This window comes from Winogradskyella jejuensis, from assembly GCF_900129745.1.
In the GTDB taxonomy this organism is placed as follows: Bacteria; Bacteroidota; Bacteroidia; order Flavobacteriales; family Flavobacteriaceae; genus Winogradskyella; species Winogradskyella jejuensis.
The window spans coordinates 1075433-1090101 of sequence record NZ_FQWS01000001.1 but is presented as its reverse complement, the minus strand read 5'-3'; the positions used below and the strand labels follow the sequence as shown (position 1 = coordinate 1090101).

11 protein-coding genes are annotated in these 14669 nt (G+C 35.7%); 7 read left to right on the top strand and 4 right to left on the bottom strand.

The window, feature by feature from the left end; all coding sequences use genetic code 11:
• Nucleotides 1–8 precede the first annotated feature (8 nt).
• Complete coding sequence (locus BUB95_RS05050) at nucleotides 9–941, bottom strand: SPFH domain-containing protein (RefSeq protein WP_073083869.1); 933 nt, start codon at nucleotides 939–941, stop codon at nucleotides 9–11.
• Nucleotides 942–1083: 142 nt separating this feature from the next.
• Between BUB95_RS05050 and BUB95_RS05045 the strand changes: the two genes are divergently transcribed.
• Nucleotides 1084–1749, top strand: a complete 666-nt coding sequence (locus tag BUB95_RS05045; RefSeq protein WP_073083867.1) for a hypothetical protein — start codon at nucleotides 1084–1086, stop codon at nucleotides 1747–1749.
• Here BUB95_RS05045 and gltX read toward each other — a convergent pair.
• Nucleotides 1746–3263 carry a glutamate--tRNA ligase gene (gene gltX, locus BUB95_RS05040; protein ID WP_073083865.1) on the bottom strand — a complete coding sequence of 506 codons (1518 nt, stop codon included), beginning with the start codon at nucleotides 3261–3263 and terminating at the stop codon, nucleotides 1746–1748. The genes BUB95_RS05045 and gltX overlap by 4 nt on opposite strands.
• Before the next feature lie 102 nt (nucleotides 3264–3365).
• Nucleotides 3366–4409: an alkane 1-monooxygenase gene (locus BUB95_RS05035; protein WP_073083862.1), complete on the bottom strand. Its 1044-nt coding sequence runs from the start codon at nucleotides 4407–4409 to the stop codon at nucleotides 3366–3368.
• Between the two features lie 137 nt (nucleotides 4410–4546).
• Between BUB95_RS05035 and BUB95_RS05030 the strand changes: the two genes are divergently transcribed.
• The 5 genes from BUB95_RS05030 (at nucleotide 4547) to BUB95_RS05010 (ending at nucleotide 12147) form a co-directional block, all read left to right on the top strand.
• Entirely contained in the window at nucleotides 4547–8113 is a 3567-nt protein-coding gene (locus BUB95_RS05030; RefSeq protein WP_073083861.1) for a DUF4175 family protein, read from the top strand.
• Nucleotides 8106–8516: an rRNA maturation RNase YbeY gene (ybeY, locus tag BUB95_RS05025; RefSeq protein WP_073083858.1), complete on the top strand. Its 411-nt coding sequence runs from the start codon at nucleotides 8106–8108 to the stop codon at nucleotides 8514–8516. The genes BUB95_RS05030 and ybeY overlap by 8 nt, the downstream gene beginning before the upstream one ends.
• An 83-nt stretch (nucleotides 8517–8599) precedes the next feature.
• Nucleotides 8600–10471, top strand: a complete 1872-nt coding sequence (mnmG, locus tag BUB95_RS05020; RefSeq protein WP_073083856.1) for a tRNA uridine-5-carboxymethylaminomethyl(34) synthesis enzyme MnmG — start codon at nucleotides 8600–8602, stop codon at nucleotides 10469–10471.
• Nucleotides 10472–10511: 40 nt separating this feature from the next.
• Nucleotides 10512–11384, top strand: a complete 873-nt coding sequence (locus BUB95_RS05015; protein WP_073083854.1) for a class I SAM-dependent methyltransferase — start codon at nucleotides 10512–10514, stop codon at nucleotides 11382–11384.
• A gap of 226 nt (nucleotides 11385–11610) precedes the next feature.
• A complete protein-coding gene (locus BUB95_RS05010) occupies nucleotides 11611–12147 on the top strand; it encodes an OmpH/Skp family outer membrane protein (protein ID WP_073083852.1) in 537 nt (178 codons plus the stop codon).
• A 25-nt stretch (nucleotides 12148–12172) separates the two neighbouring features.
• Here the strand turns inward: BUB95_RS05010 and BUB95_RS05005 are convergent, their stop codons facing one another.
• A complete protein-coding gene (locus tag BUB95_RS05005; protein ID WP_073083850.1) occupies nucleotides 12173–13336 on the bottom strand; it encodes a DNA polymerase III subunit in 1164 nt (387 codons plus the stop codon).
• Between the two features lie 109 nt (nucleotides 13337–13445).
• On the opposite strand from BUB95_RS05005, the gene BUB95_RS05000 reads away from it, so the two are divergent.
• Nucleotides 13446–14633, top strand: coding sequence for a phosphoglycerate kinase (locus tag BUB95_RS05000; RefSeq protein WP_073083848.1), 1188 nt, complete (start codon nucleotides 13446–13448; stop codon nucleotides 14631–14633).
• Nucleotides 14634–14669 lie beyond the last annotated feature (36 nt).

The window sequence follows — 14669 nt, the reverse complement described above, 5'->3', positions numbered from 1 at the left end:
AAAATTCTTTAAGCATCTTTTTTCTTATCAGCATCTGCTTTTTTCATAGCCTCACCAATCTGGTTACTGGCTGCAAAACTAGCCACCATATCGTTAAGCATGTTGCTACCAGCTTGTGGCGCATTGGGTAATAGAATAAGGTTACTATTAGTTTCTTCTCCAAGCGATTGTAGTGTGTCGTAATGCTGAGTTACTACAATAAGTGCAGATGCTTCTTGTGAGTTGATTCCAACGCGATTAAGCACTTCAACAGATTCTTCTAAACCTCTAGCGATTTCACGACGTTGGTCGGCGATACCCTGACCTTGTAAACGCTTACTTTCGGCTTCAGCTTTTGCCTTTTCTACAATTAAAATACGCGCAGCATCACCTTCAAACTGAGCCGCAATTTTTTCACGCTCAGAAGCATTAATACGGTTCATAGCTTCTTTTACTTGCGCATCTGGATCAATATCAGTTACTAAAGTTTTAATGATGTCGTAACCATACTCTATCATAGCATCATTTAGTTCTGTCTTAACAGCAATAGCAATATCATCTTTACGCACAAAGACATCATCTAATTTCATTTTAGGCACTTCGGCACGCACTACATCAAATACATAAGACGTAATCTGGTCGTGCGGATAATCTAATTTATAGAAAGCATCATACACCTTGTCTTTGATAACTTTGTATTGTACAGAAACCTTTAAGCGAACAAACACATCATCAAGGGTTTTGGTTTCAATAATAACATCTAATTGTTGAATCTTTAAGCTCAAACGGCCCGCAATTCTGTCTACCAATGGGACTTTGATATGTAAACCTGATTGACGGATGCTGTGGAATTTTCCAAAACGCTCTATAATCGCAGCGGTTTGTTGTTTCACAATAAAGAAAGCGCCTAGAAGAATGATAATTCCAAGGAAAATAATAGGAAATAAATAATAAGGTGGCATAATAGTATGTGTTTAAGTTGTTACAATAATTGCTACTAAAATTAAGTTATATTTTGAGAGAAGACGACTTTTACTCAAAAAAATAAATACACCTTGTTTAGAATTTGATTAGGTTTGTCTTCTACAACCAAATCTCCCAACCATGAAATTAAAAGCGCTTTACTCGTTTGCTTTATTTAGCCTGTTTTTTGTATCATCATTATTTGCACAAAATTATCGTATTCAAAATGGGTTTGGGATTTATGGCGGCCTTACTCAGTTTGATATTGAAACGAATAGTTTAGTGACTCAAAAAGACAATGGTTGGCTTGTTGGCCTAGCAGCAACAGTAGATTTACCTCACAAATGGTATAATGTGAGCTATAATATTCAGTTCTCAGAAAATAAGCTTGGTATTTTAGCACTGTCTGCAGGAGGTTCTCAAGAAGAGGCTGTGGATTATAAATTGTTTACGGCTCAAGTAGCGCTTTTAGGTCACTTAAAATTAATTAAAAACCATATTACCATAGATGCTGGTCCAATGCTACAGTACAACAGTAATTTAGATATTCAAGACGAAGCTAAAGAGAATTACTTAGTGAGTGGCTACAATACGATAACAGCAAAAGACATTTCTGAAATATCTAGATTTAATGTCAATGGAGCGGTAGGTGTCTCAGCAGGGTTTGATAAATTTAAAGTCAGAGCCCAATACATCTACGGATTTACGAATATGCTAAATAAGCTTAACAATCAAAACTTCTCTGAGAATAACGACTTTAAAGGCAACCAAAGCATGCTGGTATTCTCAGCAATGGTCATATTCTAAACCGTTTTAATCAAAGCCTCAATACGCTTTACGGTTTCGTTTTTACCAATCATAAACATTATCTCAAACACATCAGGCCCTTGAAGCGCACCAACTAAAGCTAAACGCAAAGGCATCATTACCTTCCCGAAACCTATTTCGTTATCAGTTATCCAACCTTTGAGTTTAGACTGAAGATTCTGTACTGTAAATTCTCTCGTTGCGGTAACAATTTCAATTACCTTTTGCATGATTTCTACCGTGTCTTCTTTAATGGCTTTTTTCGACGCTTTTTCATCATATGCCGTTGGAGCAGAGAAGAAGAAGTGGCTTAAATCCCAAAACTCACTTACAAATGTGGCACGTTCTTTAATTAAACCAACCACTAAGGCGATGTAGTTGATATCAATGTCTGCTAATTCAGGACGTTGTGTTTTAAAATTCTCAGCTAATTCTAAATCGAGTTGCTGTTGCATGTATTGGTGATTAAACCACTTGGTTTTATCTGGGTCAAAACGTGCACCAGCTTTATTTACCCTAACTAAATCGAATTCTGAAATTAAATTTTCTAAGCTGAATAATTCTTGCTCAGTTCCTGGATTCCAACCTAAAAAGGCTAAGAAATTAACAACAGCTTCTGGAAAGTAGCCATCTTCTTTATAACCTCTAGCCATTTCGTTTGTCTTTGGGTCTGTCCAAGCTAATGGAAACACAGGAAAACCTAATTTATCACCATCACGCTTGCTTAATTTCCCTTTTCCTGTTGGTTTCAAAATCAAAGGTAAATGCGCAAATTCTGGAGTGTTCCAACCAAAAGCATTATATAATAATTGGTGTAATGCTAAACTTGGCAACCACTCTTCACCACGAATTACGTGTGTAATTTCCATTAAATGGTCATCCACGATATTTGCTAGGTGATACGTTGGCATGCCGTCACTTTTAAACAAAATTTTATCGTCTAAAGTATTAGTATCAATGGAGATATCTCCACGGATAATATCTTTGAGATGAAGCGTTTCGTCTTGAGGTGACTTAAAACGAATCACATAATTTTCCCCAGCATCAATTTTAGCTTGTGTTTCTTCAGCAGTTAAAACTAAAGAGTTTATCAAACGTCCTTTTTCACGATTATGCCAATTGTAGATAAAGGTTTTACCTTCGGCTTCGTGGTTCTTTCGCTCTGAATCTAAAGCTTCAGACGTATCAAAGGCGTAATAAGCGTTCCCGTTTGCAACAAGTTGGTCGGCATATTGTTTGTACAAATGCTTACGTTTGCTTTGTCTGTAAGGACCACACTTCTCATTCTTTCCAGGACCTTCATCAAATGGAATACCACACCAATTTAGAGCCTCAACGATATAATCCTCAGCGCCCTCAACATAACGGTTTTGATCTGTATCTTCAATACGAAGCACAAAATCTCCACCATGCTTTTTAGCAAATAAATAATTGAAAAGCGCGGTTCTTACACCACCAATATGTAAAGGACCAGTTGGACTAGGCGCAAAGCGCACACGAACGTTTTTAGACATAACGAAATAATAAATATTTTGTCATCCTGAACTTGTTTCAGAATCTCGTGCAAAGATAAAATTAAAGCTAAGAAGTTTGAAGCTCGAAGAAGGAAGTTTTGATTAGTTTAAAACCATTTCTCTAGGCACACGCTTATTCATTACCTTAAACCAAAGCGGCGGAAACATAGCTAACACCATTGATGTTGGATAGCCGTAGGGCATTTGTGGGCTCTCATCATGACAGTCTAAAATCTGATATTTCTTTGAAGACTTGTAGTGGTGATCACTATGGCGAGTTAATTCATACAGTACAATACGTCCAATCACGTGATTAGAATTCCATGAGTGCATTTCTCTTACGCGCTCATATCGTCCCGATTTTGTTTTTAATCTTAGTAAACCATAATGTTCAATATAATTAACGGTTTCAAGCAAAACAAAACCAACAACACCTGAAGCTAGAGCAAAAACTAACCCAGTCATAGAAAACAAAAAGAAGACTACTAATAAATAACTTAATTGAAAAATAGTATACCAAAGCATGTCGTTTTTAACTGAGAAAAAGGGTTGATTGTTATTTTCTAATAATTTCTTCTGAATACGCCAAGCACTAAAGTATTGACGCACAGTTGAGGTTAACCAAAACGAATATACACTTTGGTTATATCTTGCTGTAGCTGGGTCTTCTGGTGTAGCTGCATGTAAATGATGCCCATAGTTGTGCTCAATGTAAAAATGCATATAAAAAGAAGGTAATAGTAAAGCTTTCCCAATGAAACGCTCGCTGGTAGATTGTCTATGACCAAGCTCATGCCCAACATTGATACCGTTAACACCTAATACAATCCCGACAGAAAAAATAAGACCTACAAATTCATAGGTTTCTAACGTTGAATTTAAAACCGTAAACAAACCAAAAATCACTAATCCAAAAACTATTGGAAGATTGAGGTATAGCAACCAGTCGAACAGACGTTTCTTGAGTTGACTATCTACAGCTTCTTTAGATAAATTTTCTGTATCAACTGGGAAAATAAGCTCTAAAACAGGGATACATACAAAAGCAAATACGGGCGTTGCCCATACCCAATAGCCTTGAAAGTATAGTCCTAAAAAAGCAACTGTAGGAATTGAAAATGCAGCGAGATATTTGAGGTCTTTCATTTAAAACGTATTTTTTTATATAAGGCTTGTTTGAAGTCAATTTAACACTAAAACAGCCTAAATTAACAGAAACTTATCAAATTTAGGAAATCAACACTAAAAATAAAATTGTAGTTTAGTGAGTTATTCGAGTAAAGATGAGCAATTTCCAAACGATACAAGATAAATTAGAGCAGTTTATAAAGAAATTTTATACCAATGAATTGCTGAAAGGTGCTATCCTATTTTTTGCAATAGGTGTACTTTATTTTATGATAACCTTGCTTATCGAATACTTTTTATGGCTCAACCCCACCGCAAGAACTATCTTGTTTTGGGTATTTATAGCTGTAGAAGTAGGGCTTTTTACAAAGTTTATAGTTATTCCTTTAGCCAAACTTTTTAACTTAAGAAAAGGGATTGATTACGAAACAGCTTCAAAATTAATCGGGAATCATTTTCCTGAGGTCGATGATAAATTGCTCAACGTACTTCAGCTTAATCAAAATCAGCATCAGTCTGACTTATTATTAGCAAGTATAGAACAAAAGTCCGCAGAGTTAAAACCCATTCCTTTTCAAACAGCAGTAAATTTTAAGACAAGTTTAAAGTATCTCAAATATGCCGCTATTCCAGTGATTATACTTTTATTATCACTTATTACAGGTAAAATCAATTGGTTTAGTGATAGTTATGAGCGCGTAGTAAACTACCAAACCGCGTACGAGCCGCCAGCGCCTTTTCAATTTTTTGTAGTTAACGATGAGCTTCAGGCTATAGAAAACAAAGACTTCACACTCATTGTTAAAACGGTGGGTGACGTTATTCCAGACCAAGTTCAGATAGATTATAACGGACAAACTTATTTTTTACAACAGAATGTTCCTGGTGAATTTCAATATCGCTTTAGTCAACCAAAAAGCAATATCCAGTTTTCCTTATCGGCAAACGATGTGGTGTCTAAAGCTTACGAACTAAGTGTTGTTAATGTGCCAACACTTATTGGTTTCGACATGGTTTTAGATTACCCAAGTCATACAAAAAAAAGAGACGAGATTCTAAAAAGCACTGGGAGCACAACTATCCCAGAGGGCACAAAAGTATCTTGGAAAGTCAACACAAAAACAACCTCTGAAGTTGCTATTTACAGCAGTGACACTCTAAACTTTGAGATTGAGAATAAAGATATTTTTACAGCTACAAAACGCCTTTATAAAAACTACAACTACAGCATTAACACGAGTAATGAAAACTTAAAGAATTACGAGAGTTTAGCCTTTTCCATTAATGTAATTAAAGACACTTATCCTGAATTGGATATAAAGGTTGAGAAAGATTCATTAGACCAACAAAGTCTTTACTTCTATGGTCAAGCTAGTGACGATTACGGATTGCAAAAACTCAATTTGGTGTATTATCCTTCAGAAAGTGAGAACGAAAAAGAGGTACTGCCTATTACGATTTCTAAATCAAACTTTTCAGAATTTGTAAGTGCGTTTCCAGACCAGTTAAACATTAAAGAAGGCGTTGCTTATGAGCTTTATTTTGAGGTGTTTGATAATGATGCTATTCACAATTTTAAAAGTGTAAAAAGCACTGTATTTAGCTATAGAAAGCGTACAGCCGAGGAAGAAGAATCTAAGCAATTAAACGAGCAGAACGAGACTATAAAGAGTATCAGCAAAACATTTGAAAAGCTTAAAGAGCAAGACAAGAAGCTTGAAGAATTAGCTAAGACTCAGAAGGAGAAAGAAGCCTTAAATTTTAACGATAAAAAGAAATTTGAAAACTTTCTAAAACGACAGAAACAACAAGAGCAGTTGATGAAGAATTTCAACAAAAAGCTGCAAGAAAATTTAGAAGAGTTTCAGAAAGATAAAGAAGATGGTGAGAAAGATGAGTTTAAAGAAGAACTAAAAGAACGTCTTAAAGAAAACGAAGAACAATTAAAAAAGGACGAAAAGCTTCTCGAAGAGTTAGAGAAAATGACCGAGAAGATTAATAAGGAAGAGTTCAGCCAAAAACTTGAAGAATTAGCTAAGCAGAACAAGAACAAAAAGCGTAGTATGCAACAACTCTTAGAGTTGACCAAACGTTTTTATGTAACAAAAAAGCAAGAGAAGATTCAGAAGCAGCTTGAGGATTTATCAAAAGAGCAAGAAGAACTTTCAGAGAAGAACCAAAAAGAAAACACAAAGGAAGCTCAAGAAAAGCTTAATAAAGAATTTGAAGATATCCAAAAAGCCATTGACGAGTTAAAAAGCGAAAACCGAAAGCTTAAAAAACCAATGGATATTGAACGTGATGAGCCAACGGAGGAGAGTATAAAGCAAGACCAAAAAGAAGCAAAAGAGAATTTAGATAGCCAAGAAAAGAAAGAAGGTGAGAAACAAGATGGCGAAGAAAAAAACATTGAGCAACAAGAAGGCGAGAAGCAAGACGGCGAACAGCAAGAGCAAAAACCAATGACGCCTCTGCAGATGCAGAAGGCTAAAAACAAGCAAAAAGCTGCTGCAAAAAAAATGAAGCAACTTAGCGAACTCATGAAACAAAACATGATGAGCGGTGGCGGTGGTGGCCAACAAATGGAGGAAGATGCAGAAATGCTACGTCAAATCTTAGATAATTTGGTGCTGTTTTCTTTTGACCAAGAAAGCTTGATGGACCGCTTTAACGAGATTAATGTCAACCATAATCAATACGGTAAGTTTATTATAAAACAGAGTACACTAAAAGAACATTTTGAACATGTAGACGACAGCCTTTTTGCTCTGTCTTTACGTAATCCAAAAATCTCAGAAAAAATTAATTCTCAGATTACAGATGTTTATTTCAATATAGATAAAAGCTTAAGTCAGCTTACAGAAAACAGAATTTACCAAGGCGTTTCCTCTCAACAGTACACAATTACAGCGGCTAATACTTTAGCAGACATGTTAAGTAATATTTTAGATAACATGGAAATGCAGATGAATAGGACGCCAGGACAAGGTGGAGAAGGAGAGATGCAACTTCCAGATATTATTATGAGCCAAGAGGAGCTAAATAAAAAAATGGAAGAAGCCATGAAAAAGCTCGGTGAAGAAGGTAAAAAAGGAGAAGAGGGTGAAAAGGAAGGCGAACAAGGAAAAGAAGGGGAGGGCGGTCAATCAGGACAAGAATCTGGCGGAGAAAGTGGAGAAGGAAAAGAAGGGAATAACGGTAAAGATGGAAAAGGCAAGCAAGGCGAAAATGGTAAAGAAGGTGAAGGAAAAGATGGAAAGCCTGGAGAAGATGGAAAAAATGACGGTTATGGAGATGGTGGTAGTGAAGAATTTAATGGCGAATTATATAAAATTTATCAGCAGCAGCAAAAGTTGCGTCAAGCCCTTCAGGACAAAATTGGAAAAGAAGGAAGTCAAGGCAATGCAGGTGATTTAATTAAGCAAATGGAAGAAGTAGAATTAGATTTAATCAATAAAGGATTCACCAATCAAACGCTTCAAAAAATGATGGATTTGCAACATCAATTACTGAAATTAGAGAATGCGACATTTACGCAAGGCGAAGACGAAAAGCGCGAGTCTAAAACTAATAGAAAAGAACACAATTTTAATGCTAAAAGTCAAATCCCTACAGCGAAACAATATTTCAACACTACAGAAATTTTAAATAGACAAGCCTTACCTTTGCGCTCGCAATTCAAAAAGAAATTGCAGGATTATTTTAAGAATAAGAATGATTAGCTTTAACTACGAAATTGATTTTAAACTTCAAGACGAAGACCAAAAACGCGAGTGGATTTCTGGTTTAATCGAAGAAGAAAATTGTCGCCAAGGAGAGATAAATTACATCTTTTGCTCTGACGATTATTTACATAAAATCAATGTCGATTTTCTTAGCCATGATACACTTACAGATATTATTAGCTTTGACTATTCTGTAGGAAAAGAATTACACGGAGATATTTACATTTCAATAGATAGAGTCAGAGATAATGCTTCAGATTTTAATGTCAGTTTTAAAAATGAATTGACTAGAGTTATGGCTCATGGTGTTTTACATTATTGTGGCTATAAAGACAAAACGGACAAAGACCAAGAGCTCATGAGGTCAAAAGAAGATTACTACCTAGCTAAATACGTTTAATATCCACATTTTCAGCGTATATTTGCAAACTCTAAAAATTAATCAACAACAATGTTCCACGTGGAACAATAAGCATATCAGTTATGTTTAATGATATTTATGATGTAATAGTAGTTGGTGCAGGGCACGCAGGTAGTGAAGCTGCTGCCGCTGCCGCTAACATGGGTAGCAAAACACTCCTCATTACTATGAATTTGCAAAATATAGCGCAGATGTCTTGTAACCCTGCTATGGGCGGAATTGCTAAAGGGCAAATTGTCAGGGAGATTGATGCACTTGGAGGATACAGTGGTATTGTTTCAGATACTTCAGCTATTCAGTTTAAAATGCTTAATAAGTCAAAAGGCCCTGCGATGTGGAGTCCACGTGTGCAGAGTGACCGAATGCGTTTTGCAGAAGATTGGAGATTACTTTTAGAGAACACTCCAAACTTAGATTTCTACCAAGAAATGGTTTCTGGCCTTATTGTAAAGAATGGTAAAGTTGAAGGGGTAACTACATCGCTTGGGATTGAAGTTAGAGCAAAAACTGTTGTGTTAACCAACGGTACTTTTTTGAATGGGCTTATACATATTGGTGAAAAGAATTTTGGTGGAGGAAGAGCAGGCGAAAGGGCAGCTACTGGAATTACAGAACAGCTCATAGAATTTGGCTTTAATTCAGGTCGAATGAAAACAGGAACACCTCCACGAGTTGACGGTCGTTCTTTAGATTATTCTAAAATGATTGAGCAGCCAGGCGATGAAAATCCAGATAAGTTTTCTTATTTGGATACCACTAAGCCATTAACGAACCAGCGTTCTTGTTATATGACACACACTAGTGAAGAAGTACATGATTTGTTGCGAGAAGGCTTCGACCGCTCTCCAATGTTTAATGGACGTATTAAAAGTGTTGGGCCAAGATATTGCCCTTCAATAGAAGATAAGATAAACCGCTTTGCAGATAAAAATAGACATCAATTATTTGTGGAGCCAGAAGGTTGGAATACAGTAGAAGTTTACGTGAATGGTTTTTCCACGTCGTTACCAGAAGATGTTCAATTCAAAGCGCTTCGTTCTGTTGTAGGTTTCGAAAATGTGAAATTTTTCAGACCAGGGTATGCCATTGAATATGATTATTTCCCACCAACACAATTAAAGCATACGCTAGAAACTAAGTTGGTTGATGGCTTGTTTTTTGCAGGTCAAATTAACGGAACAACAGGTTACGAAGAAGCTGCATCTCAAGGTTTGATGGCTGGTATTAATGCTAGTTTAAAGGTTCAGGGAAAAGACCCTTTTACACTCAGAAGAGATGAAGCTTATATCGGTGTTTTAATTGATGATTTAATTACCAAAGGGACAGAAGAGCCATACCGAATGTTTACGTCTCGTGCTGAATACAGAACTCTGTTACGTCAGGATAATGCAGATTTTAGATTAACGCCAAAGGGGTATAAACTAGGATTAGCATCTGAAAAACGTCTTCGCCGTATGGAAGAAAAACAATCTAAGGCTGATGCTTTCGTAGAGTTTTTCAGAACCACAAGCGTAAAGCCCGATGAGATTAATCCTGTTTTAGAGTCCAAAAATTCTTCACAGGTTAAGCAACAGGATAAGATGTTTAAGCTGTTTGCGCGTCCAAATATTACTATTGATGATATGCGAAAAGTAGCATCTGTTGAGAGTTATGTTTTGGATAAACAGCTAGATACGGAAGTACTTGAACAAGCAGAAATTCAAGTAAAATATGCGGGCTATATAGAGAAGGAAAAGAACAACGCAGACAAACTTCAGCGTTTAGAAAATGTAAAAATTCCGGCTAATTTTGACTATTCTAAATTACAATCTATGAGTTTAGAAGCGCGCGGAAAATTAAACGAAATACAACCCGTTACAGTTTCACAGGCTTCAAGAATAAGCGGTGTTTCTCCAGCAGATATTTCTGTATTATTAGTTTATTTAGGGCGATAATTTTTTGTGTTCCACGTGGAACATAAGCTTTAATTTTTAAATGAAAAACGAAAAGACTTTTCTATTTCTAAAAGACCATTCGGTTTCTGGGGAACAGTTTGAATTGATATACAATCAGTACGAAGGCATACTTGAAACACATCCGCAGCCTCAAGTTGAAGAATTATCAAAATATTACGAAAGTGAAGATTACATTTCTCATACGGACACAAAACAAAACCTTTTAGAGCAATTATATCACTTAGTTAGAAAAATTTCACTTAAGCGAAAACTTAAGTTAATCAATTACTATTTGCGAAGACAGGACCAAAGTTTTAAACCAACAAGGAGGCTATTAGATGTTGGATGCGGTACGGGAGATTTTTTAAAAATTGCTCAAAATGATGATTGGAGAGTAATTGGTATCGAGCCAAACATTAATGCTAGAAATATAGCAAATCAAAAGACGAATAATATAGTTATTGAAAAATTAGAAGACTACAAAGATTTAGACAATAAATTCGACGTGATTACACTTTGGCATGTGTTTGAGCATATACACGATTTAGACAATCAGATTAATTTATTAAAACCATTACTAGAAGATAAAGGAACTTTAATTATTGCAGTTCCAAATTACAAAAGTTACGACGCGGAATATTATAAATCATTTTGGGCTGCTTACGATGTGCCAAGACACCTTTGGCATTTTTCTCAAAATGGAATAAAACAATTATTAGAAGGGTTTGGTTTCGTTTGTCAAAAAACATTGCCGATGCTTTTTGATTCGTTTTATGTAAGTCTACTTTCAGAAAAATATAAAAGAGGATTCATGAATCCATTTATGGCATTTTGGATTGGGTTAAGGTCAAATCTCAAAGCAAAACGCTCAGGAGAGTACTCCTCTTTAATTTATGTCTTCAAAAAGGGTTAAAACTTAAAATAAGGCCTTTTAAGAGGTTTTTAGTATTAAGCACCTCAATATATATTCATTTAAACCAAACCAATCTTATTTAGGTCTATTTTCAATCTATTTTTAATAGATGTTAATTATTTATGAAGCCGCTGTCAATAGAAAAAACCAATAGTAAATATTTAATGCCAATTATCGGTCAACTTTTATACATTTGCCAAAATTTAAAATCAATATATCAAAAGAAATGAAAAACATATTTAGAGTTTTAGCAATCGCCGTTTTATTTTCAGCTTGCCAACAACAGCAAAAAATTGGTTTTGTAAATAATGGTGATGTTTTAGATGGTTACCAAATGAAAATCGACATCGAGGAGACTTACAAAGCAAGAAACGAAGCTTTCTCAAAACGTATGGATAGCATCGATAGAGAATTTCAAGTAGAGGTAAAGGCGTTTCAGCTAGCTTCTAGTAAAATGTCACAGAAGAAAGCTCAGGAAAAGTACAACGAGCTTGGACAGAAAAACCAACTATTAACGCAGCAGTTTCAAAAAGACCAACAAATACTTCAACAAGGTTTTGCTCAAGAAATGGACTCTGTAGTAAAGAAGATGAATGCTTTTGTAAAGGACTATGGAAAAGCGAATGGTTATAATTTTATTTTCGGACAAAATGAAGCGGGAAGTGTTTTATACGGTGAAGAAGCTTACGACTTAACAAAAGTGATTACAGATGCTATGAATGCTGAGCTTGAAAAGGATGAAAAAGAAGAAGAGAAAAAGTAACACGAATTACATAAAAAACTGAAAGTCAGGCGTTTGCTTGACTTTTTTTATGCAATAACCTTGTTAATTTTATGGATAAATCTGTTAGAATAATCTTCGCGTTCCCATTACGTTCTATATGATAAATAGCGCTTTGTAATTCTTCGGTAATCTCAATAATGTTAGAATTGTGAACAAAAGGTGCAAATTTCTCTAACTGAAAACTTTCAGATTTAGGCTCTAAATACACCAATTCAGTTGCCTTATAATTTAAGAGCATAGCCTGTCTAAAATAATTGATGCAAAAATGTAAAAACTGCTTTTGTGTTTCACGGCCTGTTTTTGCAATCTCCTCGGACCAAGCAATTAAATCTCTAATGGCAGACTTGTTGCCTTTAGCCTTAAAAGCAGAACGAACCCAAAGGATAAACCACTTTTCAAACTGAATATCTTCGCTATCTTGGTAAACTAAGTCGCAAGCTTTGTTAAAATTACCATTAGATTGTTGGGCAATTTTAGTAGCCACATTTTGTTCGATATCATATTTCTTAACCAAAGCTTCTGCAATAACCAGTTCCGGAAGCGGAGGAAAATGTAAAACTTGACAGCGAGACCGTATTGTGCCTATAATTTGCTCTTCGTCTTCAGCAATGAGAATAAAAATGGTTTTTTCCGGCGGTTCTTCAATGAGCTTTAAAAGTTTGTTTGCAGCAGAGGTATTCATCTTTTCAGCCATCCAAATGAGCATCACTTTATAACCACCTTCATAAGATTTTAAACTCAAGGATTTTACAATATCTTGAGCTTCATCAACACCAATTTGCCCTTGCTTATTATCTACACCAAGCATTTTATACCAATCGAATAAATTACCATAAGGTTGCTGGTCTATAAGCTGTCGCCATTCTTCTAAAAATTGACTAGACACAGGATGGCGTTTTACTTTATCGTTTGTGGTAACTGGGAATGCAAAGTGTAAATCTGGGTGAGAAAGGTTATTAAACTTAAGATTACAAGCTTGATTGCCTTCGGTGTTTTCAGAATTTTTATTGGCGCATAAAAGATATTGAGCGTAAGCAATAGCCATAGGTAAAGTTCCTGAACCTTCTGGTCCCACAAAGAGTTGAGCGTGAGGAATACGACCCGCATCCGCACTTTTAGTAAGGTGAGATTTAATATGATGTTGCCCTAAAATTTCCGAAAAAAGCATGAAGCAAAGCTATGTATTTTTTTGAGACTTATTTGAATAAAATAGCTTGGTTCATAAGCGTTGAATATAATGGGAATATTTATATTTGTTATTCACTAATACTACTATAATGAAAACCCTAAACGACTTCAACTTTAAAGACCAAAAAGCTCTAATCCGTGTAGATTTTAATGTGCCATTAGATGAAAACTTTACCGTTACTGACGACACGAGAATTCAGTCTGCAAAGCCAACAATTATTAAGGTTTTAGAAGATGGTGGAAGCTGTGTCTTAATGTCGCATTTAGGTCGCCCTAAAGGTGTTAAGGATGAATTTTCTCTGCGCCATATAGTTGATAAAATTGAAGATGTTTTTGGTGTTGAAGTTCAGTTTGCAAGTAATTGTATTGGAGAAGAAGCAGAATCTAAAGCCTCGGCTCTTAAACCTGGTGAGATTTTATTACTAGAAAATCTTCGTTTTCATGAAGAAGAAAAGGCAGGAGACAAGAATTTTGCTGAAAAGCTTTCAAGATTGGGAGATGTATACGTTAATGATGCTTTTGGCACGGCGCACAGAGCCCATGCATCAACTACAGTTGTTGCAGAATTCTTCCCAGAACATAAGTGCTTTGGTCACTTATTAGCCAAAGAAATAGAGAGCATCAAAAAAGTAATGGAAGATGGTGAAAAGCCTGTCTTAGCAGTACTTGGTGGCGCAAAAGTGTCTTCAAAAATTACGATTATAGAAAATATTTTAGATAAAGTAGACCATCTTATTGTAGGTGGAGGTATGACCTTTACTTTTATTAAAGCGCAAGGCGGAAAAGTAGGCGATTCTATTTGCGAAGATGATAAAATGGAACTAGCTCTAGAGATTTTGAAACAAGCAGAAGCTAAAAATGTAAAAGTGCATTTACCAGTAGATGTTTTGGCTGCAAATGCATTTAGCAATGATGCAGACACTCAGGTTGTTGATGTTACGCAAATACCTGATGGTTGGCAAGGTTTAGATGCTGGCCCAAAATCTAAGTCCAATTTTCATGAAGTCGTGATGCAATGCAAAACCATACTTTGGAACGGTCCTTTAGGTGTTTTTGAGATGGAAAGTTTCGCTAATGGAACTATTGAGCTTGGGAATTCTATTGCTGAAGCTACCGAAAAAGGCGCATTTTCATTAGTAGGCGGTGGTGATTCTGTTGCTGCTGTAAAGCAATTTGGCTTTCAAGATAAGGTAAGCTATGTGAGCACAGGAGGTGGTGCTATGCTAGAAAGTTTAGAAGGAAAAACACTTCCTGGTATTGCCGCTATTTTAGATTAATCTATTTTTTTCTACTTTAAAGCACAATTTTAATAG

Bases quoted from the DNA above. Each gene is read 5' to 3' on its own strand.
- BUB95_RS05050 (WP_073083869.1), bottom strand. From the start codon at position 941: ATGCCACCTTATTATTTATTTCCTATTATTTTCCTTGGAATTATCATT.
- BUB95_RS05045 (WP_073083867.1), top strand. From the start codon at position 1,084: ATGAAATTAAAAGCGCTTTACTCGTTTGCTTTATTTAGCCTGTTTTTT.
- gltX (WP_073083865.1), bottom strand. From the start codon at position 3,263: ATGTCTAAAAACGTTCGTGTGCGCTTTGCGCCTAGTCCAACTGGTCCT.
- BUB95_RS05035 (WP_073083862.1), bottom strand. From the start codon at position 4,409: ATGAAAGACCTCAAATATCTCGCTGCATTTTCAATTCCTACAGTTGCT.
- BUB95_RS05030 (WP_073083861.1), top strand. From the start codon at position 4,547: ATGAGCAATTTCCAAACGATACAAGATAAATTAGAGCAGTTTATAAAG.
- ybeY (WP_073083858.1), top strand. From the start codon at position 8,106: ATGATTAGCTTTAACTACGAAATTGATTTTAAACTTCAAGACGAAGAC.
- mnmG (WP_073083856.1), top strand. From the start codon at position 8,600: ATGTTTAATGATATTTATGATGTAATAGTAGTTGGTGCAGGGCACGCA.
- BUB95_RS05015 (WP_073083854.1), top strand. From the start codon at position 10,512: ATGAAAAACGAAAAGACTTTTCTATTTCTAAAAGACCATTCGGTTTCT.
- BUB95_RS05010 (WP_073083852.1), top strand. From the start codon at position 11,611: ATGAAAAACATATTTAGAGTTTTAGCAATCGCCGTTTTATTTTCAGCT.
- BUB95_RS05005 (WP_073083850.1), bottom strand. From the start codon at position 13,336: ATGCTTTTTTCGGAAATTTTAGGGCAACATCATATTAAATCTCACCTT.
- BUB95_RS05000 (WP_073083848.1), top strand. From the start codon at position 13,446: ATGAAAACCCTAAACGACTTCAACTTTAAAGACCAAAAAGCTCTAATC.